Annotated in this window: 18 protein-coding genes; 4 read left to right on the forward strand and 14 right to left on the reverse strand. The window is 66.1% G+C overall.

All coding sequences use genetic code 11. From position 1 onward, the window contains the following. Positions 1–15: 15 nt before the first annotated feature. From M1247_RS30405 to M1247_RS30420, 4 genes are all read right to left on the reverse strand, one after another. Positions 16–1,518, reverse strand: a complete 1,503-nt coding sequence (locus M1247_RS30405) for a glutamate synthase subunit beta (protein WP_317160134.1) — start codon at positions 1,516–1,518, stop codon at positions 16–18. Then, positions 1,511–6,064, reverse strand: coding sequence for a glutamate synthase large subunit (gene gltB, locus M1247_RS30410; protein ID WP_317160135.1), 4,554 nt, complete (start codon positions 6,062–6,064; stop codon positions 1,511–1,513). The genes M1247_RS30405 and gltB overlap by 8 nt, the downstream gene beginning before the upstream one ends. A gap of 84 nt (positions 6,065–6,148) precedes the next feature. Next, positions 6,149–6,583, reverse strand: coding sequence for a DUF2752 domain-containing protein (locus M1247_RS30415; RefSeq protein WP_317160136.1), 435 nt, complete (start codon positions 6,581–6,583; stop codon positions 6,149–6,151). A gap of 253 nt (positions 6,584–6,836) precedes the next feature. Further along, positions 6,837–7,259 (reverse strand): winged helix-turn-helix transcriptional regulator, encoded by a 423-nt coding sequence (locus M1247_RS30420; protein ID WP_317160137.1) that lies wholly within the window; start codon positions 7,257–7,259, stop codon positions 6,837–6,839. Between the two features lie 127 nt (positions 7,260–7,386). Between M1247_RS30420 and M1247_RS30425 the strand changes: the two genes are divergently transcribed. Next, positions 7,387–8,067: an SDR family NAD(P)-dependent oxidoreductase gene (locus M1247_RS30425; protein ID WP_317160138.1), complete on the forward strand. Its 681-nt coding sequence runs from the start codon at positions 7,387–7,389 to the stop codon at positions 8,065–8,067. Between the two features lie 610 nt (positions 8,068–8,677). Here M1247_RS30425 and M1247_RS30430 read toward each other — a convergent pair. From M1247_RS30430 to M1247_RS30460, 7 genes are all read right to left on the reverse strand, one after another. Continuing rightward, complete coding sequence (locus M1247_RS30430; RefSeq protein WP_317160139.1) at positions 8,678–9,076, reverse strand: NINE protein; 399 nt, start codon at positions 9,074–9,076, stop codon at positions 8,678–8,680. Between the two features lie 40 nt (positions 9,077–9,116). Next, a complete protein-coding gene (gene lgt / locus M1247_RS30435; RefSeq protein ID WP_317160140.1) occupies positions 9,117–11,537 on the reverse strand; it encodes a prolipoprotein diacylglyceryl transferase in 2,421 nt (806 codons plus the stop codon). Beyond that, positions 11,534–12,322: a tryptophan synthase subunit alpha gene (gene trpA, locus M1247_RS30440; protein ID WP_317160141.1), complete on the reverse strand. Its 789-nt coding sequence runs from the start codon at positions 12,320–12,322 to the stop codon at positions 11,534–11,536. Before trpA ends, lgt begins: the two co-directional genes overlap by 4 nt. After that, positions 12,319–13,587, reverse strand: a complete 1,269-nt coding sequence (gene trpB, locus M1247_RS30445; RefSeq protein WP_317160142.1) for a tryptophan synthase subunit beta — start codon at positions 13,585–13,587, stop codon at positions 12,319–12,321. The genes trpA and trpB overlap by 4 nt, the downstream gene beginning before the upstream one ends. Positions 13,588–13,623: 36 nt before the next feature. Continuing rightward, on the reverse strand, positions 13,624–14,442 hold the full coding sequence (trpC, locus tag M1247_RS30450) for an indole-3-glycerol phosphate synthase TrpC (RefSeq protein ID WP_317160143.1): 819 nt from the start codon (positions 14,440–14,442) through the stop codon (positions 13,624–13,626). Positions 14,443–14,525: 83 nt separating this feature from the next. Then, complete coding sequence (locus M1247_RS30455; protein ID WP_317160144.1) at positions 14,526–15,131, reverse strand: TIGR02234 family membrane protein; 606 nt, start codon at positions 15,129–15,131, stop codon at positions 14,526–14,528. Continuing rightward, entirely contained in the window at positions 15,128–16,654 is a 1,527-nt protein-coding gene (locus M1247_RS30460; RefSeq protein WP_317160145.1) for an anthranilate synthase component I, read from the reverse strand. The genes M1247_RS30455 and M1247_RS30460 overlap by 4 nt, the downstream gene beginning before the upstream one ends. A gap of 71 nt (positions 16,655–16,725) precedes the next feature. Between M1247_RS30460 and M1247_RS30465 the strand changes: the two genes are divergently transcribed. Next, positions 16,726–17,190: a peroxiredoxin gene (locus tag M1247_RS30465; RefSeq protein ID WP_317160179.1), complete on the forward strand. Its 465-nt coding sequence runs from the start codon at positions 16,726–16,728 to the stop codon at positions 17,188–17,190. On the opposite strand, the gene M1247_RS30470 is transcribed toward M1247_RS30465, so the two are convergent. Beyond that, positions 17,177–18,919 (reverse strand): 2-isopropylmalate synthase, encoded by a 1,743-nt coding sequence (locus tag M1247_RS30470; RefSeq protein WP_317160146.1) that lies wholly within the window; start codon positions 18,917–18,919, stop codon positions 17,177–17,179. The genes M1247_RS30465 and M1247_RS30470 overlap by 14 nt on opposite strands. Positions 18,920–19,079: 160 nt before the next feature. On the opposite strand from M1247_RS30470, the gene M1247_RS30475 reads away from it, so the two are divergent. Together M1247_RS30475 and M1247_RS30480 are read left to right on the forward strand one after the other, a co-directional pair. Beyond that, positions 19,080–19,751, forward strand: a complete 672-nt coding sequence (locus M1247_RS30475) for a FadR/GntR family transcriptional regulator (protein WP_317160147.1) — start codon at positions 19,080–19,082, stop codon at positions 19,749–19,751. Further along, positions 19,748–20,545, forward strand: a complete 798-nt coding sequence (locus M1247_RS30480) for an ABC transporter ATP-binding protein (protein ID WP_317160148.1) — start codon at positions 19,748–19,750, stop codon at positions 20,543–20,545. The genes M1247_RS30475 and M1247_RS30480 overlap by 4 nt, the downstream gene beginning before the upstream one ends. Before the next feature lie 75 nt (positions 20,546–20,620). On the opposite strand, the gene M1247_RS30485 is transcribed toward M1247_RS30480, so the two are convergent. Next, on the reverse strand, positions 20,621–21,613 hold the full coding sequence (locus tag M1247_RS30485; protein ID WP_317160149.1) for a hypothetical protein: 993 nt from the start codon (positions 21,611–21,613) through the stop codon (positions 20,621–20,623). After that, positions 21,603–23,225 (reverse strand): N-6 DNA methylase, encoded by a 1,623-nt coding sequence (locus M1247_RS30490; protein ID WP_317160150.1) that lies wholly within the window; start codon positions 23,223–23,225, stop codon positions 21,603–21,605. The genes M1247_RS30485 and M1247_RS30490 overlap by 11 nt, the downstream gene beginning before the upstream one ends. Positions 23,226–23,243: the final 18 nt, after the last annotated feature.

Genomic DNA, 23,243 nt, shown 5'->3' on the forward strand with positions numbered 1-23,243 from the left:
TAGTCGTTAATCGATTCAGACGACGGCCAGCGGTAGTGCTCCCGGGCGCACCGGCGCCGGCAGATCGGAGTCACCCATGAGGTAGGCGTCGACAGCGTGTGCGGCGCTCCGTCCCTCGGCAATCGCCCAGACCACCAGAGATGCTCCGCGGTGAGCGTCACCGCAGACGAACACGCCCGGCGCGTCGGTCTGCCAGTCCGATCCGCACGGCAGCGCACCGCGTCCGTTGAGCTTCAGACCGAGACCGGGCAGCAGTTCCATGTGTTCGACACCGTCGAACCCGATCGCCAGCAACGCCATGTCACAGGGCAGTTCCAGCGAGTCGCCCACCGGTGTGATCTGACGCCGCCCGTCGGCGTCGCGAATGACCCGCACCTCGGCGACCTCGATCGCCTTCAGGTTCCCCTCGTCGTCGCCGATGAACCGTTGCACGGCCACCTCGAACCGCCGCGCACCCCCTTCGGCGTGTGCAGGCGAGGTCCGCAGTACCAGAGGCCACATCGGCCAGGGGGACCGGGATTCGTCCCTGGTTTCGGGCGGCTCGGGGTTGTAGTCCAACTGGGTCACCGACTGGGCGCCCTGGCGGTGCGCCGTACCCAGGCAGTCGGCACCGGTGTCTCCCCCGCCGATGATCACCACATGCTTGCCTGCCGCGGACAATGTGGACGGTCCGTCGCCCTCACATTCCCGGTTGGCCGGCACCAGATGTTCCATCGCCAGGTGCACGCCGGCCAGCTCACGGCCGGGAACGGCATTGTCGCGGGCACGCAGTGCGCCCACCGCGAGCACCACCGCCTGGTGGCGACTGCGCAGCATCTCGACGGACAGATCGACCCCGACCTCACATTCGGTGACAAACCGGGTCCCTTCGGCACGCATCTGCGCCAGCCGCTGGTTGAGCGTCGATTTCTCCAGCTTGTACTCGGGGATGCCGTAGCGCAGCAATCCGCCGAGCCGGTCGTCGCGTTCATAGACGGTCACCTCGTGGCCGGCCCGGGTGAGTTGTTGTGCGGCGGCCAGGCCTGCGGGCCCCGATCCGACGACAGCGACGCTCTTGCCGGTAGAGATCGCGGCGGGCTGGGGTTCGACCGTGCCGTCCAGCCACGCCTGGTCGGCGATGGTCTGCTCGATGCGCTTGATGGTGACGCTGCCGCCGGTCTGTTCCTCGCCGATCGACAGCACGCACGCCGCCTCGCAGGGTGCCGGGCACAGCCGACCGGTGAACTCGGGGAAGTTGTTGGTGGCGTGCAGTCGGTCGCTGGCGGCATCCCAGCGGCCACGGCGCACCAGATCGTTCCACTCCGGAATCAGGTTGCCCAGTGGACATCCAGCGCTGCCGGAGTGACAGAACGGTATACCGCAGTCCATGCAGCGACGCGCCTGCTGTGACACCTCGCCGGCTCGTTCGTGAGGATTCTGACGTTCGTACACCTCCCGCCAGTCGCCCACTCGTTCGTCGACGGACCGCTTGGCGGCTTCGACTTTGGGCACGCGAAGGAATCCGGTCGGATCAGCCACGGCTGGCCTCCATGATTGCGCTATCCACGTCGCGGCCCTCGGCCTTGGCCATCCGGGTGGCCTCAAGCACGCGCTGATAGTCGGTGGGCATGATCTTTGTGAATTGGGCACTGCGCCTTGGCCAATCGGACAGCATCGAGGTAGCCACGGTGCTGCCGGTGTGCTGGGCGTGTTGCGCCACCACCTCGTGCAGCCAGGCCAGATCCTCCGGCTCCAGAGGCTGCAACCGCACCATCTCGGGGTTGACCTTCGCCGGGTCCAGCCCGAACACGTACGCGATCCCGCCGGACATCCCCGCAGCCATGTTGCGGCCGGTCTTTCCGAGTATCACCACGCGGCCACCGGTCATGTATTCGCAAGCGTGATCGCCCACGCCTTCGACCACGGCCAGGGCCCCGGAGTTGCGGGCGCAGAATCGTTCCCCGACGCGGCCACGCAGAAACACCTCGCCCGAGGTGGCGCCGTACAGCAGGGTGTTGCCGGCAATCACGTTGTCCTCCGGCACAAACAGCACATCGTCGGGGGGCCGGACGATGACGCGACCGCCGGACAACCCTTTGGCGACATAGTCATTGGCGTCGCCGATCAGGTCCAGGGTGATGCCCGGCGGCAGGAATGCGCCGATCGACTGTCCCGCCGAGCCGGTGAGGGTGACGTGGATGGTGTCCGGCGGCAGTCCGCCTGCCCCGTAGCGTCGGGTCACCTCGGAGCCCAGCAATGTGCCGACGGTGCGATTGACGTTGCGGACCGGCAGTTCCAGGCGGACCCGGTGGGCGTCCTCCAAGGCGCCTTCAGCGAGCTGGATCAGGGTGCGGTCCAACGCATGCTCGAGTCCGTGGTCCTGATCGCGGAGCCGACGCCGCTGGGTGAGCTCGCCGCCGTGTGCGTCGGTGGGCACCGCGAATATCGGGCTGAGGTCCAGGCCGCGGCTCTTCCAGTGCGCCACCCCCTGGGCCGTGTCGAGGACCTCGGCATGCCCGACGGCCTCGTCGATACTGCGGAATCCCAGCTCGGCGAGATACCGCCGGACATCCTCGGCGATGAAGGTGAAGAAGTTCTCGACGAACTCCGGTTTTCCGTTGAAGCGGGCCCGCAGTTCAGGGTTCTGGGTGGCCACGCCGACCGGGCAGGTATCCAGGTGACAGACGCGCATCATGATGCAGCCCGAGACCACCAGTGGTGCGGTGGCGAAGCCGAACTCCTCGGCGCCGAGTAGGGCCGCCACGATGACGTCACGCGCGGTGCGCATCCCGCCGTCGCATTGCACGGTGATGCGATCCCGTAATCCGTTGAGCACCAGTGTCTGCTGCGCATCGGCCAAGCCGATCTCCCACGGCGCACCGGCATGTTTGAGCGATGTCAGCGGTGCCGCTCCGGTGCCGCCGTCGTAACCGGAGATCAGCACCACATCGGCATGGGCCTTGGATACGCCTGCTGCGACGGTCCCCACACCCACGCTGCTGACCAACTTCACGTGGATGCGGGCCTGCGCGTTGGCGTTCTTCAGGTCGTGGATCAGCTGCGCGAGATCCTCGATCGAGTAGATGTCATGGTGTGGTGGCGGCGAGATGAGGCCGACACCCGGCGTGGAATGGCGGGTTTTGGCAATGTTCGGATAGACCTTGTACGCCGGAAGCTGGCCGCCCTCCCCCGGTTTGGCACCCTGAGCCATCTTGATCTGGATGTCGGTGGCGTTGACCAGGTAGTCACTGGTGACACCGAACCGGCCGGAGGCCACCTGCTTGACGGCGCTGCGCCGGCGCGGATCGTAGAGCCGGTCGGCATCTTCGCCGCCCTCACCGGAATTGGAACGACCGCCGAGATTGTTCATGGCGATCGCCATGGTCTCGTGGGCTTCAGCCGAGATGGAACCGTAGCTCATCGCGCCGGTGTTGAACCGGGTGACGATCGACTCGACGGGCTCGACCTCCTCCAGCGGAACAGGGGGCCGCAGCGTCTTCAGTTCGAACAGGCCGCGCAGCGTACCGCCCTCCGCGGCCAGCCGATTCACTTCCTCGGAGTACTGCGTGAAGACCTCATGGCGACCGGTGCGCGTTGAATGCTGCAGCAGGAAAACCACTTCCGGAGTGAACAGGTGCAGCTCACCTTCGCGTCGGAATGCGTACTCGCCGCCCACTTCGAGCCGGCGGTGTACCCGTTCGGTCGGATTCTCCGGGTAGGCACGCCGGTGCCGCAGCTTGACCTCCTCGGCCAGCACGTCCAGCCCCACACCGCCGAGTTGACTTGTGGTTCCGGTGAAGTACTCGTCAATGACCTCGCGGTCGAGTCCGATGGCTTCGAAAACCTGCGCGGCGGTGTACGACGCGACGGTCGAGATGCCCATCTTGCTCATCACCTTGACCACGCCCTTGCCGAGCGCCTTGACGTAGTTGCGTACGGCAGTGGCAGCGGCTATGCCGGTGAGCTCGCCTTCACGGATCAGATCCTCGATCGATTCGAAGGCCAGGTACGGGTTGACCGCGGCAGCGCCGAACCCGATGAGCATCGCAATGTGATGCACCTCGCGGGCGTCCCCGCTCTCCACCACCAGAGCCACCTTGGTGCGTTCCTTGGTGCGGACCAGGTGATGATGTACCGCCGACACCGCCAGCAGCGATGGGATCGGAGCGCGGGTGTGATCGGAGTCGCGGTCGGAGATCACCAGGGTACGAGCCCCTTTGGCGATCGCCTCCGATGCCTTGGCGCGCAGCTCCTCCACCGCCTCGGCCAGTCCTTCCCCGCCTGTTTCCACGTCGTAGAGTGCGCGCAGCACGGTGGTGCGCAGGCCCGGGTGCTCGCCGTCGTCATTGATGTGGACGATCTTGCCCAGTTCGTCGTTGTCGAGCACCGGCCAGCGCAGCACGATCTGCCTGCAGGATGCGGCCGTGGGTTCCAGGAGGTTCTCCTCGGGGCCCATCACCCGGGACATCGAGGTGACCACCTCCTCGCGGATCGCGTCCAGCGGCGGATTGGTCACCTGGGCGAAGAGTTCGACGAAATAGTCGTAGAGCAGCCGGGACCGTGACGAGAGCACCGCGGGCGGAGTGTCAGTGCCCATCGAGCCGAGCGGTTCCGAGGCCGATGCCGCCATCGGGGTGAGCAAAATCCGCAGTTCCTCTTCGGTATAGCCAAACGCGATCTGGCGCCGGACCACCGATTCATGGTTGGGCTGGACGCGGGTGCGGTCAGGCAGGGTGCCGAGATCCAGCAGTCCGGCATGCAGCCATTCACCGTACGGCTCCGCTTGGGAGAGCTGCTCTTTGATCTCGTCGTCACCCACGATGCGCCCGGCCGCGGTGTCGACCAGGAACATCTTGCCCGGCTGCAGTCGCCCTTTGGCCACGATCTGGGCAGATGGCACATCAAGCACGCCGCTCTCGCTGGCGAGGATCACCCGGTCGTCGACCGTGCGCCACCAGCGGCCTGGCCGTAATCCGTTGCGGTCCAGCACAGCTCCGACCACTGTGCCGTCGGTGAACGTGACGCAGGCCGGGCCGTCCCAGGGTTCCATCAGCGAGGCGTGGAACTTCCAGAATGCCCGCTCCGCGGGATCCATCGTGGTGTTGTTCTCCCAGGCTTCGGGGATCATCATCAACACTGCGTGCGGCAGGCTGCGACCGCCCAGGTGCACCAGCTCGAGCACCTCGTCGAAGGAGGCCGAATCCGACGCGTCGGCGCTGCAGATCGGTGACAACCGACTCAGGTCACCGGGGATGAGCGAGCTGGCGAGTTTCGCCTCACGGGCGTGCATGCGATTGCGATTGCCGCGGACAGTGTTGATTTCGCCGTTGTGTGCCACAAAGCGGAAGGGATGCGCCAATGGCCAGGACGGGAAGGTGTTGGTGGAGAACCGACTGTGCACAATCGCGATGGCACTTTGGCACCGTCCGTCGCGCAGGTCCGGAAAATACTGCGGCAGTTGCATTGTGGTCAACATGCCCTTGTAGACCATGGTGCGGCTGGACAGCGACGGGAAGTAGACCTCGGACTTCTCGGCCCGCTTGCGCAGCGGGTAAACCCGACGGTCCAGTTCGATCCCGCCCGGGCGGACACCATCGGTTTCGGGGGCCGCGACGAACAGTTGGGCCATGTGAGGCATACAGCCCAGCGCCGTCAGCCCGATACCGGCCCCGTCCGGATCGACGGGCACCTCCCGCCAGCCGAGCACCTCCAGACCTTCCTCGGCGGCGATCGTTTCCACCCGCTCGCGCGCCCCGGCCCGGACGAGGGGATCCTGTGGCAAGAAACAGATGCCCGCGGCAAACGTGGCCGACCCGTCCGACGCAGGTGTGGGCAAAACGAAGTCGACGACGTCACCCAACAGTTCCACCGGCAGTTGCAGCAGAATCCCGGCGCCGTCGCCGCTGTTGGGCTCAGCGCCGGCTGCCCCGCGGTGCTCGAGGTGTTCCAGCGCGATCAGCGCGTCGGAGACGATGCCGTGGGACCGGCGGCCCTGGATATCGGTGATCATCGCGACGCCGCAGGAATCGGCCTCATTGTCAGGGTCATACAGGCCCTGCGCGTCTGGCAATGCCGAGAAGAGCACTGGATTGCACCTCCACAGTCCGGAACGATTTAGTCCCGGGACTGCACCGGCCCGAACGTACAGTGTATCAGCGCAGGTCGGCGGCTACCCACCCGCGAATGTGGGCGTCAGCGGGAAGCCAGGAAGGTTGCGCACCACCGTCCATATGATCGCCGCGGCAACGATCGCCACCACGGCGGGCACCGGGAAAATGCGGCGGCCCAACCGCCACCGCGCCACGAGCCAGATGGCCAGCAATGGAAGACCGACCAATGCAAAGACATTGTCGACGACGGCGGCGGCCAGATCGCCGTGGAGCAGGTCATGGGTCATGCGCAACCCGCCGCAGGCCGGACACTCCCAGCCCGTCATCAGCTTGAACGGACAGGGCGGAAACAGAAAACCCGGCCGATGTGGATCCGCCAGCCCGATGTAGGCGGTCACTCCCGCGAGCACGGCCCCGCCACCGAGCGCGCCGTAGCGCACCGACCGGTTCCGCAGGCCGTTTGCCGTGCCCCTGGGCCGGGATGGATCGGTCATGGTGCCAGGATGCCACTTCCGGATTCGCGCCCTTCACCACGAAGCGGCGACTTTGGCGATACCTCACCGAAAAGGGCTCTTCGCAGATGAGGGTGTAGTGCCTGTCGGTCGACCCTCACGCACTTCAAAGTGCCTTTTGTAAGCCCTCTGTTACTCACTCATGATGGTGTTACGCACTACTAGTGAGGTGATCAAGATGGTTGAGCGGTTCGTAGATCCCGATGCCGGAACGTACGACATCGACACCGACGGCTCAGCCTGCCGACGCGCTGGCCGGGGCCTTGGCCCGGCCGACTCCTGTCAGTTCGCTGGCTGCCCGGTTTCTGGCGACCTCCCTGTGGTGGGTGGCGGCCCAACCGGCCATCGCCATCACCGCATTCATCAGGGACCGGCCCAGATCCGTCAGCTCGTACTCCACTCGCGGCGGGACCTCCGCGTACGCGGTCCGCGTGATCAGTCCATCGCGCTCGAGGTTCTTGAGCGTCTGGGTCAGCATCCGCTGCGAGATCCCGGGGATGCTCGCCTGTAGTTCGGAGTAGCGCAACGGCCCCCCACCGACCGTGCTGATGATCAACACGGTCCACTTGTCGCCGATCCGGTCGAGCACCTCCCGGATGAATGTGCTGTCTTCGGGCCACGCCTGACACGGCCCGCTGACCCTCATCGGTGTCGCCATCACGTCCACCTCCGTTCGCACTCACCAAAATACCGACCTCTCAGTCTGTTACCAGACGATCAGTAAGTAGCAGTCCCATTGAGCTCGCGGGCCACCTCGCCGCGCGATCACCGAAAGGAAACTCACCATGCCCACCATCGCCATCGTCGGAGCCGGATCCGGCCTCGGCCTGTCCATCGCCAAGGTATTCGGGGACAACGGATTCTCCGTCGCGCTCGTCGCCCGCACCCAGGAGAAACTAGATACCCTCGCCGCCGACCTGAACGAGGCCGGGATCGAGTCCGCCGGCTTCGCTGCCGACGTCATGGACCCGGCCTCGGTCGCCGCCGCCTTCGACCGGATCAAGGAGCGTTTCGGAGCCGTAGATGTCCTGGAGTACTCGCCCGCCCCGCACACCCCCGTCCCCGGCATGAGCAAGCCAACCCCGCTGCAGGCGAGCAGAGCCAACATCCAGCCGCAGATCGACTACTACCTCTACGGCGGGATCGCGGCCACCGAGCAGGTGCTGCCCACCATGCTCGAGCGCAGCAGCGGCACCATCCTCTACACCACCGGCGGCACATCCAAGGACCCGCTTGCCGGGCCCGCCGAGTTCACCACCACCACAATCGGCAGCGGCGCGCTGCGCAGCTACGCGTTGAAGCTGCACCAGTCGACCGCGGACACCGGCGTGTACGTCGCGCATATCCCGATCTTCGCCTGGATCGGCACCGGCGGACCCGAGACCCAGCCCGACACCATCGCAGCGCACTACTGGACCGTCCACATCACACGCGACGGAGCCGAGCAGCCCTACGTCGCGCTGTGACCGAACGTTCGATTGGACCGTCGCAGCCGATCCGGCCGTTCAGGTCTTACGCCGCTACATTCACCTGTCCCGACCCGCTGGCTGCGCGAACGGCTCAAATATCCTGCCCCCATGGCCGTTTCGTATTACGACTTGTCCGAAGGAAGGGGCGGGTCAGGCTTACTGTCAAGGACGGAATGCGCGTATATCTTTCCGCGGATCTTGATGTAGGGCGTGCTTGTATAGGCCCGAAATAAGATGACGCCACCGAATAATAGCGACAACGTAGACCCCAACTTCAAGTTAGGGGGATACCCAATCAAGAATGCAGATGTAGTTGCGATGAGAAGGCCGATCCAGAAGAAGCGCCGCCCACGTCGACGATTGCTGCGAGGCGCCAGGTACGGAAGCAACACCCCGACAAATACCAACACAAACAAGAGAACATCCATACACGTTTACCTCGTAGCCCACTTGTAGAGATCTTCGCCGGCGTCCACACCCCAGACTCCGCCGCCTTGACTTTGGCAGCCGTCACGGCGTCGGATATCTGGATGCGCCAGCCATCGTTTCCGCAATTTGCGCCTGCGAACGTTCCTGTGGCTACCGCTTCGGGCTCCTCAAGCCGGGGCTAGGTTCCGTCGCGCAATGGGCGTCCGTACGGGTCGCGGACCTTATCGGTGAGGATGAGGACGGCATCGATGACGCCCCAGATGACCGCGCCGATACCGCAGGTGACCAGTCCGACGATCAATTGAGCGACGCCAAGTCCCGTCTGGCCCAGATAGATACGGCCGATCCCGACGAGACCGAACAGGCCGAGCAACTGTAGTAGGCCCGCGATGACTTTCGATTTGTCCGAGAACGGTTCCCCGGTCATCGGGTGGCGGCCGTACGGCGCGGTGGGATCGACATACATGGGCTGCTGATAGCCGCCTTGCGGCGGCGGAGGCGGCTGATAACCCGCGGTCGGTGGATACGGTGGCGGCGAATCTGGTGCATTCTCGCCGAACTGCGACGGATCAGTCATGAGTTCAGGATGCCAGAAGACGATCGAGTGAACCCTGCGCTCAGCGGTTACGGCGCAGCCAGCGACGAAGTCGGCCCGGCTGCTGCTGCGCTGGACGGCTCAGCTCGGCGGCCGGTTGTGTCGGCACCGCATCTGGCGTGTCTGCCTCGCCAGTGTCGTCGCCCCCACTCTCGGCGTCGGTGTCCTCTTCCGGTTCGGCGTCTTCGCCTTCGGTCTCTTCCTGATCCTCGTCGGCAGCTACTTCAGGGCCGCCCGTATCAGCTGCGGCTTCCACATCGCCGTCTGTAGCCTCGTCTTCGGATTCAACCTCGTCAGCGTTGACGTCTTCGACCACGTTGGCCTGCGCTTCAGTGGAGTCCTGGTCTTCAGCAGACCCATCGGCGACGTCGTCAGCCTCGGTGCCGTCGGTATCCCCGGCTCGCTCTTCAGCAGCGGTGTCGGCCTCAACCTCGTCAGCGTCCGCGTCTTCAGCGGTCTCCGCCTGGTCTTCCGACCCTACTTCGGTGTCATCCTGTGCAGCCTCAGTGGCCTCGGCGTCCGCATCTTGCTCCTCGCCAGCAGCATCGGCCTCATCCGCTTGCTCGGCGTCTGCAACCACCGGTTCGTCGGCTTCAGCTTCAGCTTCAGCAGAAGCAGGGGCAGTCTCGGCGGTCTCGGCGTCCTCGGCAGAGGTGTCGTCCTCAACCTTGTCCTCGTCGGCGTCCGCTTCAGCGGTCTCCGCCTGATCCTCGAAAGCTACTTCGGTCTCATCCTCTGCAGCCTCAGCGACTTCGGCGTCCGCATCTTGCTCCTCGCCAGCAGCATCGACCTCATCCGCTTGCTCGGCATCGGCAACCACCGGTTCGTCGGCTTCAGCTTCAGCAGAACCACCGGCAGTCTCGGCGTCCTCGGCAGAGGTGTCGTCCTCAACCTCGTCCTCGCCGGCATCCGCTTCAGTGGCCTCCGCCTGATCCTCGGAAGCTACTTCGGTCTCGCCCTCTGCAGCCTCAGTGACCTCGGCGTCCGCATCTTGCTCCTCGACGGTGGAATCCGACTCGACCTCTTGCTCGGCATCCGCAACCACCGGTTCGTCAGCTTCAGCAGAAGCAGGGGCAGTCTCGGCAGTCTCGGCGTCCTCGGCAGAGGTGTCGTCCTCAACCTCGTCCTCACCGGCATCCGCTTCAGCGGTCTCCGCCTGATCCTCGAAAGCTACTTCGGTCTCATCCTCTGCAGCCTCAGTGACCTCGGCGTCCGAATCCTGATCCTCGACGACAGCGGCATCCGGCTCGACCTCCTGCTCGGCGTCGACATCCGCATCGTCGAGTTCTGCCTCGGTGCCAGTGGTGTCCGCCTCCGACTCGTCGGCGGACTCATCTACCCCATCGACGGCATCGGTGTTGGCGGCCTGCGGAACGATCGCCTTCAACTCGACCGCGGCGGCAGCTTCAGCACCTTCGCTGGTGGTGACCTCGTCGACATGCATGTGATCGGCATCGTCGTCGGCGTCGTCCTGTCCGGCGACCGTCGCAGCGGCGACCACACCTGACGTCGCAGCGACGGTGACCAGTTCCTTGCCCAAGTCGTCGACCGGGGATTCCTCGGTGTCCTCGCCGTCGGCGTGATCGCCGGCCAGCGATGACGGTTCCTCACGCCCCTTCGGCGCCAGCATGATGTAGACCACCGCGCCGATGAACACGAAGGTCGAAGTAAGCGTGTTGATCCGGAAACCGGCTACATGGGTGGCCAGATCGCTGCGCATCAGCTCGACCCAGAACCGGCCCACGCAGTACCCCGCCACATACAACGCGAACAGCCGGCCGTGGCCCAGCTTGAAGCGGCGGTCCGCCCACAGCAGGAGGACGAAAATGAGTAGGTTCCACACCAGTTCGTAGAGGAACGTGGGGTGTACCACCGCAAGAACGTCGCCGTTGGACACGCCATTGAGGTCATCGCGTGCGCCGATCGCATTGCGACGGTCATAGATCTCCAGGCCCCACGGCAGGGTCGTCACCCGGCCGTACAGCTCCTGGTTGAAGTAGTTGCCGAGCCGGCCGATCGCCTGAGCGAGAATGATGCCCGGCGCGATGGCGTCACCGAATGCCGGCAGCGGAATGCCGCGTCTGCGACACGCGATCCAGGCACCGAGGCCACCAAGAGCGACAGCGCCCCAAATGCCCAGGCCGCCTTCCCAGATCTGGAACGCCGCCCCAAGGCCCTTACCCTCGTCGCCGAAGTATGTACGCCAGTCCGTCATCACGTGATAGAGACGGCCCCCGACGAGGCCGAAAGGCACCGCCCACAGCGCGATGTCATAGATGACGCCGCGCTCGCCACCGCGGGCCTCCCACCGCCGGTCACCGATGATGAGGGCAGCGACGATGCCGAGGATGATGCACAGCGCGTATGCGCGGACCGGCACCGGACCGAGATGCCAGACGCCCTGCGATGGACTGGGCAGGTAGGCGAGCACGGTTGTGGTCAAGCTGAAATCCTTTGCCGTACACCGCCGGCCAGCTCAGCCGTGAGCGTACGTAGGGGGTCAAGTCCGTTCTGCAGTGCAGACACCAGGGCCGATCCGACGATGACACCGTTGGCGTAGGCACCGATCTGGGCGGCCTGCTCACCCGAGCGAACCCCCAGCCCGACGCCGACCGGGATGTCGGAGATCTCGCGAATCCGGCGCACCAGCTCCGGCGCCGCCGAGGAGACGGCATCGCGGGCACCGGTGACGCCCATCGTGGATGCCGCGTAGACGAAGCCGCTGGATGCGCCCACGGTGGCGGCAAGCCGTTCCGGGGTGGATGACGGCGCCACCAGGAAGATGCGATCCAGTTGGTGGGCCTCGGAAGCCGCGAACCACTCGTCCGCTTCCTCCGGGATGAGGTCTGGGGTGATCAAGCCGTAGCCACCCGCCGAGGCCAGGTCGCGGGCAAACGCGTCAACCCCCTTGCGCAGCACGGGGTTCCAGTAGGTCATCACCACCGCTTTGCCGCCGGCATTGCTGATCGCCTCCACTGCGGCCAGGCTGTCGCGCACCCGGACACCACCGGCGAGCGCAGCTCCGGCAGCCGCGGCGATGGTGGGCCCGTCCATGCCGGGATCGGAATACGGGACACCGACTTCAACCAGGTCGCAACCCGATTCGACCATCGCAGTCATCGCCGCGATCGAGGTTGGCACATCGGGAAACCCGGTCGGGAGATACCCGATGAGCGCCGCGCGCCCTTCAGTGCGGCACGTGTCGAACATTCCGGCCAGCCTGCTCATCGGGCGTCGTCTCCCTCGTCGAGTAGGCCGAACCATTCGGCGGCCGTCTCGACATCCTTGTCGCCGCGACCGGACAGATTCACCACGATGATCGATCCACGGCCGAGTTCCACACCGAGCTTGAGCGCCCCCGCCACCGCGTGGGCGGATTCGATTGCCGGAATGATGCCTTCGGCCCGGCAGAGCAGGGAGAAGGCGTCCATGGCTTCGGTGTCGGTGATGGGCTGGTACTCGGCCCGACCGATGTCCTTCAGGTATGCATGCTCGGGTCCGACGCCGGGATAGTCGAGGCCCGCGGAGATCGAATGCGATTCGATGGTCTGGCCGTCCTCATCCTGCAGCAGGTAGGAGAACGACCCCTGGAACGCACCCGGCGAGCCACCGGTGAATGTGGCGGCATGCCGACCGGTTTCGACGCCGTCGCCGGCAGCCTCATAACCGACCAACCGGACGCCCGGATCGTCGATGAAAGCGTGGAAGACCCCGATCGCGTTCGACCCGCCGCCGACGCATGCGGTCACCGCATCAGGCAGGCGCCCCGCCTGGGCCTGGATCTGCGCGCGCGCTTCCAAGCCGATGACGCGCTGAAAGTCGCGCACCATGACGGGGAACGGATGCGGTCCGGCAGCGGTGCCGAAGCAGTAGTAGGTCGCATCGGCGTTGGTGACCCAGTCGCGGAAGGCCTCGTTGATCGCGTCCTTGAGCGTCTTGGAGCCGGCCTCGACCGAGACCACCGTCGCGCCCAGCAATCGCATCCGCGCCACGTTGAGCGCTTGGCGCGCCGTGTCGACGGCGCCCATGTAGACCACACACTCCAGGCCCAGCAGTGCGCACGCGGTGGCGGTGGCCACGCCGTGCTGTCCCGCGCCCGTCTCCGCGATGACGCGGGTCTTGCCCATCTGGCGGGCCAGCAACGCCTGCCCGAGCACATTGTTGATCTTGTGGGAACCGGTGTGGTTCAGGTCTTCCCGTTTGAGGAAGATGCGGGCACCGCCGGCATGCTCGGACAACCGGCCGGCTTCGTACAGCGGGGACGGACGGCCGCTGTAGTGGCGCTGCAGTCGATCGAGTTCATCGAGGAACGTCTGGTCGCCTCGGGCCTTTTCGTATGCGGAGGTGACCTCTTCGATCACCGCCATCAACGCTTCAGGGACCAGGCGTCCGCCGTAGGAACCGAAATGCCCGCGGGCATCCGGATCATGGACTGTGGGTTCGGCGACGGCCGCGCTGGAACGCGGCAGTTCGGGACCGGCGATATCCGCCATCAGTGTTTCTCTTCGCGCAAGCGGCTCATTGCCGATTCAACGGGCCGGTTTCGGGCAGGACGGATGGGTTCCGGCGGTCACCAGATCGGCGACCGCACTGCGGGGGTCTCCACTGGTGACCAGACCCTCGCCGACGAGCACGGCATCGGCGCCCGCGCCGGCGTACGCCAACAGGTCGGCAGTGCCGCGCACGCCGGACTCAGCGACCCGGATGACATTGCTGGGCAGCCCCGGCGCGATGCGCCCGAAGCAGTCCCTGTCCACACTCAGGGTCTTGAGATCGCGTGCATTGACCCCGATTACGGTGGCGCCGGCCTGCAGTGCGCGGTCGGCTTCCTCCTCGGTGTGCACCTCGACCAGTGCGGTCATCCCGAGTGATTCGGTGCGCTCCAGCAGAGACTCCAGAACAGGCTGCTCCAATGCCGCGACAATCAACAGCAGCATGTCCGCGCCGTGCGCCCGAGCCTCGTGGATCTGGTAGGGCTTGACGACGAAGTCCTTGCGCAGCACCGGAATTGACACTGCGGCGCGGACCGCGTCCAGATCATCGAGCGACCCGTTGAAGCGCCGCTGCTCGGTCAGCACGCTGATCACCCGCGCACCGCCCGCTTGGTACGCAGTGGCCAATTCGGCCGGATCGCCGATGTTGGCCAGCGCACCCCGCGACGGGCTGGCCCGTTTGACCTCGGCTATCACGCCGATCCCTGGCTCCCGCAGCGCGGCCATCACGTTCAGCGGTGCCGGTGCATCTTTGGCTCGCGCTTTGATGTCGGCAAGGCTGATCACGGCCTCGCGGGCGGCAACGTCGGCGCGAACTCCTTCGATAATGGAGTCGAGCACTGTGGCCGAACTCATCGCCCGTCGATTCCTTTCCGGTGCGCCCGGGTCGATCCCGGTTGACCTCCCTCGAAGGGTAGCCGTCGCCACCGCCTCAGCTGTCACCGACCCTTGTTGTCCGGATCCGTCCGCTCACCTGTCGGATCGCGGCCATCGTCGAGGGCGTCCCAGATCATTCGCTCCGACATCGGTTCGCCGGAGTCATCGGGTTTTGCCGCAGCGCGACGCGCCGCCGGAACGGCATACCGCGACGTTGCGGTGCGCGCCCGAGATGCAGACCGCATCAGCAGCACCGCCCCGGCCAGCGCGCACACCGCCGCGACCAGGGTGAGCACCGCCCCGCCGTAGTCCCGGTGGGTGCCGGTGAGCTGTGCGACCGGCACCAGGGCCAGGTCAGCGGCCCGCACGGCGACGTCCTTGATCACCCACAGGCTGACCCCCAGATATCCCATACCGGCGCTCGCCACAGCCACCAACAGCGCCAGCAGCCGCATCGGCCAGCCCCGGACCGCCAGTGCGGCCACCGCGGCGGCCAGGACCAGCAGGGCCAACGGAATCAGCGCCGTCGACCACGACCCGCCGGTCAAGGTCGTGCTCTTGGGTTGTCCCAGACCGTCGAACGAACTCACCTGCACCCAGGTCATCCGCGACGCCACCCACAGCGCCACCGCAGCGGCGACCAGTAGCGCCTGCGCCGCCCGCATCATGGTTCGGCCAGGGTGTCGGCGGCGGCGATCGCGTTGAGCACTGCCCGGGCCTTGTTGGACGCCTCGGTGTATTCGTAGGGCCCGTTGGAATCGGCCACCACTCCCCCGCCGGACTGCACGTAGGCGGTGCCGTCACGCATCAGCGCGGTGCGGATGGCGATGGCGAAATCGGCATTACCCGCGAAGTCGAGATAGCCCAGCACGCCCCCGTAGAGGCCACGGCGGGTCTTCTCTACCTCTTCGATGAGCTCCATCGCCCGGACCTTCGGTGCACCCGACAGCGTCCCGGCCGGAAAGCACGCCGTGACCGCGTCCAGCGCGGTCTTGCCGTCGGCGAGTTCGCCGGTCACCGTCGACACCAGATGCATGACGTGGCTGTAGCGCTCGATGTGGCTGTAGTCCTCCACGCGAACCGTGCCGGGCCGGCACACCCGGCCCAGATCGTTGCGGCCGAGGTCAACGAGCATCAGGTGCTCAGCGCGCTCCTTGTCATCGGCCAGCAGCTCCTTCTCGAGCAGCACATCTTCTTCCTCGTCCTGCCCACGCCACCGGGTCCCGGCGATCGGATGCGTGGTGGCACGGCCGTCCTTGACCGTCACCAACGCCTCCGGACTCGAGCCGACCACCGAGAAGTCCAGGTCGCCTTCGGCATTGGGCACATTGAGCAGATACATGTAGGGGCTGGGATTGGTGACGCGCAGCATGCGATAGACATCGAGCGCATCGGCATCGGTGTCCATCTCGAAGCGTTGCGAGGGCACCACCTGAAACGCTTCGCCGGCTTCGATGTCGCCGACCAGCTTCTCCACAATCGCGGTGTACTCCTCGACCGTGCGCTGCGCCCGATGCTGTGGCTCGGGCCTGCTGAAGGTGGCCACGGTGGAGTGCAGTGGTTGGCCCAGCGCCGCCGTCATCACCTCCAGGCGCGACACCGCGTCGTCGTACGCCCAATCGACCCGCTCGTCGGTGCCGTTCCAGTTCACCGCATTGGCGATCAGGGTGATCGTGCCCTCGTGGTGGTCGACCGCGGCGATATCGGTGGCCAACAGCAGCAGCATGTCGGGCAGGCCGAGGTCATCGACGGCCAGGTCCGGCAGCCGCTCCAGGCGCCGGACCATGTCGTAGGCGAAGAATCCGACCAGCCCGGAGGACAACGGCGGCAGGCCGGGCATGGCCTCGGTTCGCAGCAACTCCAGCGTCGTGCGCAGCGCCTGCAGCGGATCGCCGCCGCTGGGTGCGCCCTGCGGCGCCGCACCGAGCCACACCGCCTCATCACCGTGGACCGTCAACGCCGACGGCGCCCCGGCCCCGATAAACGACCATCGCGACCAGGAACGGCCGTTCTCGGCCGATTCCAGCAGGAAGGTACCGGGACGGTTGGCTGCCAGCTTGCGGTAGGCCGACAACGGCGTCTCGCTGTCGGCCAGCACCTTGCGGGTCACCGGCACGACACGATGCTCGGAAGCGAGCGCCCGGAAGTCCTCCCGCGACGTGGTGAAGTCGAAATGGGTGGTCGTCTGCACGTGTCAATCCTCCCAGACCGGCGACCGGGTGCTCGCACGCAGACGGCGTAGCGTGATCAGCCATGACACCTATCAAAACGGGTGACACCGTTGCCGAGTTCGAACTGCCGGATCAGACAGGCACCGCACACAGCCTGACGAGTTTGCTCGCCGACGGCCCGGTGGTGCTGTTCTTCTACCCGGCCGCGATGACGCCCGGCTGCACCAAAGAGGCGTGCCACTTCCGGGATCTGGCCGGCGAGTTCGCCGCCCTCGGCGCGACCCGCGTCGGCATCAGCACCGACCCCGTCGCCAAGCAGGCGAAGTTCGCCGACATCCAGCGGTTCGACTACCCGTTGCTGTCCGATGCCGACGGGAAAGTCGCCAGCCATTTCGGCGTCAAGCGCGGCCTGCTCGGCAAACTCATGCCCGTCAAGCGGACCACGTTCGTGATCGACACCGACCGCCGAGTGCTCGACGTAATCTCCAGCGAGGTGAGCATGGACACCCACGCCGACAAGGCCCTGACGACGCTCAAGGCGCTCAAGGCGCGTTGACCGCGCGCATCACCGCCGCCATCGAGGCGGCCAGCACCGAATCGCTGCGACCACACGCCCACCCTGCCTCGCCGCCGCGGCGGTACTCCAGGTAGCTGACTGCGGTACTGCCGATCGAGTGCTGGGTCAGGCTCAGCACCTCGACCGGTCGATCGATCCCGGCCAGTGCCCGGGTCAGGGCGTCTACCGGACCGATGCCGCGATGGACGCTGGTCACCGTGCGCCCCGCGACGACGACGGTCAACTCGGTGACGGCATCGGCTCCCTGACCACCGGTATGCCAGTCCTTCAATTCCACCGAGCCGGCCGAATCGCAGTAGGTGGTCTCGAACAGGTCGAACAGCTCGGCGGCGGTGATCTCGGCTCCGGTCACGTCCGTGTGGGTCTGCACGTGCCGGGCGAAGTCGATCTGCAACCGCCTGGGCAGGTCCAGGCCGTACTCGGTGAGCAGCAGATAGGCGATGCCACCCTTCCCGGACTGCGAGTTGACCCGGATCACCGCATCGTAGGTACGTCCGATGTCGGTCGGATCGATCGGCAGATACGGGACCCGCCAGTCGATCTCGCGTTCTGGACGGCCCGTGTCAGCGGCGCGTGCACGATGTTCGGCCAGCCCCTTCTTGATGGCGTCCTGGTGGGTGCCGGAGAACGCGGTGTGCACCAGATCCCCGACATACGGGTGTCGTTCGTGGATCGGCATGCGGGTGCAGTGCGCGACGGTGCGGGCGATCTCGTCGATGTCGGAGAAGTCGATCATCGGGTCGACCCCTTGCGCGAAGAGATTCAATGCCAGGGTGGCGATGTCGACGTTGCCGGTGCGTTCGCCGTTCCCGAACACGCACCCCTCGACGCGCTGCGCCCCGGCCAGTACCGCGAGTTCGGCACACGCGATACCAGTACCCCGGTCGTTGTGCGGGTGCACCGACAGGATGACGCTGTCGCGCCGCGTCAGGTTGCGGTGCATGTACTCGATCTGGTCGGCGTACACGTTCGGCGTTGCCACCTCGACGGTGGCCGGCAGATTGAGAATCACCGGGCGCGCCGGGCCGGCCTGCCACAACTCGGTCATCGCATCACACAGCTCCAGCACGTAGTCGGGTTCCGTGAGGTTGAATACCTCCGGGGAGAATTCGAACCGGATGCCGGGCAGGTCGCCGGCGAACTCGAGGACGTCGCGGCCACCGTCCAGGATCAGGTCCCGCAATTGGGCCCGATCCTTGCCCAGCACCACATTTCGCCACATCGGCGCGGTGGCGGCGTACATGTGGATGACCACCTCGTTGCGGATACCGCGAACCGACTCCACGGTGCGTTCGATGAGGTCACGCCGGGCCGGGGTGAACACCACGATCGTGACATCGGGCGGGGCAATATCGGTGGCGGCGAGCAGCCGGACGAAATCGAAGTCGGTCTGCGACGCAGACGGGTAGCCGACCTCAATCTCCTTGTAACCCATGGCGATCAGCAGTTCGAAGAATCGCCGTTTACGGTCCGGGTCCATGGGTTCGGCCAGCGCCTGGTTGCCGTCCCGCAGGTCGACCGGTACCCATAGTGGCGCGGCGGTGATTCGCGCCCGTGGCCAATCACGTTGATCGAGTAGAACTTCCACCCGGTCGTAGATGTCGACGTAACGGTTCCAGGGCATCTGGGAATGCCGCTGCCGGTTCCACCCCGGGCCTGCGACGTCGCCGACGGGTGTATCGATGGTGGGAAATGCAGTGGTGCTCATGTGCTGCGCCTTCTGATCGGTTCGGGGGAATTCGACCGGCGCACGGAGGCCCCACGGCAGGGGGCCGGTCGTTCAGGCCCTGCCGAGGCGGCTAAGGAGAAGCACATGCGACATGATGGCTAGACTCTACACAACTCCTCAGACAAGTAGAGAGATTTTTATGGTTTCCCAGGTGCAGCGGCTACCACTGGCCGCGCAGGCCGCGCAACTGCTGCTGGCCCGTATTCGCGACGGCGAGTGGCCGCTCGGCCACCGGCTCCCCGGCGAGACCACGCTGGCCGCACAGCTCGGGGTCGGGCGGTCCACCCTGCGCGAAGCGATCCGCGAACTCGCAGGCAAGGGCGTGCTGGACAGCCGTCAGGGCGCCGGTGTGTTCGTCACCGCCTTGGACGTGGCCGAGGACTGGGACGACGTGCTGCGGCGGTCGACGATCGCCGCGGTGATCGAGGCGCGTATAGCGATCGAGGCCGAAGGTGCCGCGCTGGCCGCCACCCGGCGCACCCCCGCCGATCTGCGCACCATCCGTCGCACCCTGGCCGCCCGCGGCGTGCTGGGCCAGTCGGTGCCAGACCACGTGGACGCCGATATGGCGTTTCACCGCGCGGTAATCTCGGCGGCGCACAACGACGTCCTGACGCAGTTGTTCGATGCGTTTCTCCCCCGGCTCCGGCTGGCGATGATCGACATGCTCAAAATTCGACCGATCGCATCGGAGCCGTGCGACCACGCCCTGCATCAGCAACTGGCCGAGGCGATCATCGCCCGCGACCCCGCTGCGGCGGCCGCATCCAGCAGAACCCATCTGAGCGCACTGAAGGAGTCCTTTTCTTGAACACGGTTCTCGAGCTGACCGAAGTCACATTTCGACGTGACGGAAAGCAGATCATCGACGGCATCTCACTGACCGTCCGCGACGGCGAACACTGGGCGTTGCTTGGACCCAACGGCGCCGGGAAGAGCACCCTGCTGGGTTTCTGTGCGGCTGTGACGTTTCCCACCTCGGGCACGGTGCGGGTGCTGGGCGGTCAGATGGGCCGCACCGATCTGTCGGTCCTGCGACGCTCGATCGGACACGTCAACCCTCGCCACCGGCTGCAGTATCCCCTCACGGTGCGCGACGTGGTGCTGACCGGAATCACCGCCACCATCGACACGGCGGCGCGCTGGACGCCCACTGCCGACGAGCTGCAGCGGGCCGAGGCGCTGATCGACACGGTGGGACTGTCGGCACGGGTCGACTCGCTCTGGCCGACGTTGTCACAGGGCGAACGGGGCCGCACACTCATCGCGCGGGCGCTCATCGCCGACCCACGGCTGCTGTTGCTCGATGAACCCACCACCGGCCTGGATGTGGCAGCGCGCGAACAACTGCTGGAAACCCTGGACACCTTGGATGACACGCATCCCGATATGGCGTCGATCCTGGTGACCCATCATCTGGAAGAACTGCCGACCACCACCACCCATGCGTTGCTGATCGGCGAGGGACGGACGGTGGCCATCGGGCCGGCCTACGACACGGTGACCACCGACAACGTGACGGCCGCGTTCAACCACCCGGTGAGCGTCGGTCACGAGAACGGCCGGTGGACCGCACGCGCCAAGGCGAGCTCGCGGATCGCCTGACCATATGTCTTCAGAGCAACGAAATGGTCGTTCTCACTGAGGTTCTGCCACCATTGCGTGGATTTCGGCGAACGGTCAGCGCTCAGGCGCGGCGTTGCGGCGACGGCGCGCCTCCCGGTGCCGGGTCACCGGCGCGGTGTCGATGACACGGGACACCATGGTCGCCAGAAATTTCGACGGCTGCAACCCCGGCGGGACGGTGTCGTGCCGGATCGCGATATCGGGCAACGTGGCCAACGCCTCGTCGACGGCTGCGGTGGCGACATCGACGATCTCGAAAAGAGTGTCGGGCTCAGCCTTCTCGATGCTGTCTACCTCGTTCTCCTCGGTGCTCACCTCAACGTCATAGTCGATCATGATCAACGCGACGGCGTGATAGGCGTCGTCCTCGGTGCCGAGCTTGCCCAGCAGATCGATCAACCATTCGGCCTTGTCGGGCTCGCTGGTCAGAATCGTCGAACGCAGGCCGTAGACGAACCCGAGCGCGGCCAAGGGGTGACGCAGCCGCAGATTCTTGGCGTCGCCGTAGCTCTCCTCGACGCGGTTGGCCGCGTTCTTGCCGAAGCTCGAATCCATGCGCTTGGTGCTGATGAGCAGCTCGGGTCCGGTATCCCAGTCCGACATCACCACGTCGACCTGCTTCATATAGTGCTTGCCGAGCACGCTGGCGCTGGACCCCGCAACGCCTTTCATCGATCTGCGCAACCGGTGCTCGATGAGCTGCCGTTCCTTTTGCGGCAGACCGTCGAGCAGGTTGGAGATGGCGCTGGGCATGATCCGGGGATCGGTCGGGCGCGGCCAGACCGCGTCAGGATCCAGACCCGCCCGGCGCAGCTCATAGGACAACCACACATCGAGTGCCAGTGCCGGAACGCCGGTGGTGGACGGGGCGTCGAGGTGAAGTGGGACACCCAGCAGCCTGCGCAGCACCCGGAAGTCGGGGACATAGGTCAGCTCCCCGTTGGCACGGACCCACGGATTGGTGTGCACCCCCGCCGGTGCGGCGTCAGCGACGATCCGGTCGAAAATGGCCCACGCGGTGGCTTTCGTCGAGGGTTCAGCGGGCACGCCGCGACCTTACCGCCCGCCGGCCGGCCAGCGAATCGCGCGCTGCACGAAGCGATTCCAGGCTGCTTCGCGAATCCAGGCCCAGCGCCTCGTCAACAGTGCCGACAGCCTCGAGCAGTTCCCCACGGCCCAACAGGGACGCGACGCGGCGCCGCGCTTCCCGAAGCGGGCCGGCGCGGGCGGTGATCAGGTCGGGCGACGGTACAAACCACCGGTCAGCCTCACGCGGCTCGATCTTGAGGATGCCGCCGCCATAGGACCGGCCGACCATCTCGGCGTGCAGCACGGTCACCGAATTCAGTGCCGCCAGCGGCAGCAGGTCACGCCCCAGGGTGGCCAGGGTGTCACGCAGATAGACACCGTGCACCGAGTTGAGGTGGTGCGCCCTGACCCGGTTGGTGATGAGCCGCGGGGTGTCGGCGTTCATACAGGTCAGCAACAAGTCAGCGGGCGGCACCAACGGCACCGCGTACCAAGGACTGCGGACCCGGCATTTGTACGCCAGATGTACCCCGGCGGCATGTCCGGCATCGACGTACCGCTGTGCGGCGACCGAGAGTCTGCCCGTGGGCCGGAAGAGGTGGATCGATCTGCCGTCCGCGCCCAATTGTCTGAGCTGCCCTGCCGACAACGTCAACCCACGCAGATGAGCACTCCCGGGGGGAGACAACGGAAGCAGGTCGGCCTGCCGCAGGCCCAACTCACCTACCCGCTCGGAGGACAGTGCGAAGAAACCGTTGTTTCCGGTCACCATGCCCAGCGTGGTGTCGCCCCACTGCTCCAGGTGGGTGAACGCACCCTCGGCGTGCAGTGCATGCACGGCATCGACCGGCACGTTGCCGATCAGACCACTGACCCATTTGTCTGCGGGATCGCGCGGTGACCAACGGCGCTGTGCGAGTTCGGAGGTCAACGATGCGGCATTGCGCGCCCGATGGATGACGGCATGCCCGGACGGCCCTTCGCCGAATCCGTCGGCCAACAACAGCACCACGTCGGCCTCGGCCTCCGGGAAGACCTGCTCATCGAACATCACCAACTCGACATTGGCGAAGCGGTCGAAGATGAACTTGCGCACCGCGGCCGCGTAATTGACACTCAGCAGCTCAGCGGGCAGCACGAGGGCCAGCCGACCACCGGGCCGCAGGAACAGCGCGGAGTGCACGGCGAACGCCGCCCAACTCGACGCCAGCCCCGACAGCGTGACACCGGCCAGGAGCGCAGCCCGCCGCGACTGCGCACGAGCCTGACCCCGAAAATCCTGGTAGCGGATATAAGGCGGATTGCCGATCACCGCCGTGTACCCCGGCTGCGGCTCGATGTCGAAGAAATCGGCGGTGCGGATACGGGCCTTGCCGCCGGCCTCGGCCACCCGCCGGCGGGCGGCGGCCGCGCTGGCCTGGTGAATCTCGACGCCGTCCACCTCGGGGGATGCCGTGCCCAGATCCTGCAGGCGCCGGGTGACGGCGAGCAGGAACGCCGCGTCGCCGGCCGACGGTTCGAAGACCCGGTCATCGGGTGACCGCACGGCCCATTGTGCCAGGTAGTCGGTGATTTCGGCCGGTGTGAAGTATGCACCGCGCGCTTTACGGGCGGCAGCGGTGTCGGTCATCCCGTCATTGTTATCGAA

It is taken from the genome of Mycobacterium appelbergii (assembly GCF_032883035.1).
Classification (GTDB): Bacteria; Actinomycetota; Actinomycetes; order Mycobacteriales; family Mycobacteriaceae; genus Mycobacterium; species Mycobacterium appelbergii.

Bases quoted from the DNA above. Each gene is read 5' to 3' on its own strand.
- M1247_RS30415 (WP_317160136.1), bottom strand. From the start codon at position 6,583: ATGACCGATCCATCCCGGCCCAGGGGCACGGCAAACGGCCTGCGGAAC.
- M1247_RS30420 (WP_317160137.1), bottom strand. From the start codon at position 7,259: ATGGCGACACCGATGAGGGTCAGCGGGCCGTGTCAGGCGTGGCCCGAA.
- M1247_RS30425 (WP_317160138.1), top strand. From the start codon at position 7,387: ATGCCCACCATCGCCATCGTCGGAGCCGGATCCGGCCTCGGCCTGTCC.
- M1247_RS30430 (WP_317160139.1), bottom strand. From the start codon at position 9,076: ATGACTGATCCGTCGCAGTTCGGCGAGAATGCACCAGATTCGCCGCCA.
- trpA (WP_317160141.1), bottom strand. From the start codon at position 12,322: ATGAGCAGGCTGGCCGGAATGTTCGACACGTGCCGCACTGAAGGGCGC.
- trpB (WP_317160142.1), bottom strand. From the start codon at position 13,587: ATGGCGGATATCGCCGGTCCCGAACTGCCGCGTTCCAGCGCGGCCGTC.
- trpC (WP_317160143.1), bottom strand. From the start codon at position 14,442: ATGAGTTCGGCCACAGTGCTCGACTCCATTATCGAAGGAGTTCGCGCC.
- M1247_RS30455 (WP_317160144.1), bottom strand. From the start codon at position 15,131: ATGATGCGGGCGGCGCAGGCGCTACTGGTCGCCGCTGCGGTGGCGCTG.
- M1247_RS30470 (WP_317160146.1), bottom strand. From the start codon at position 18,919: ATGAGCACCACTGCATTTCCCACCATCGATACACCCGTCGGCGACGTC.
- M1247_RS30475 (WP_317160147.1), top strand. From the start codon at position 19,080: ATGGTTTCCCAGGTGCAGCGGCTACCACTGGCCGCGCAGGCCGCGCAA.
- M1247_RS30490 (WP_317160150.1), bottom strand. From the start codon at position 23,225: ATGACCGACACCGCTGCCGCCCGTAAAGCGCGCGGTGCATACTTCACA.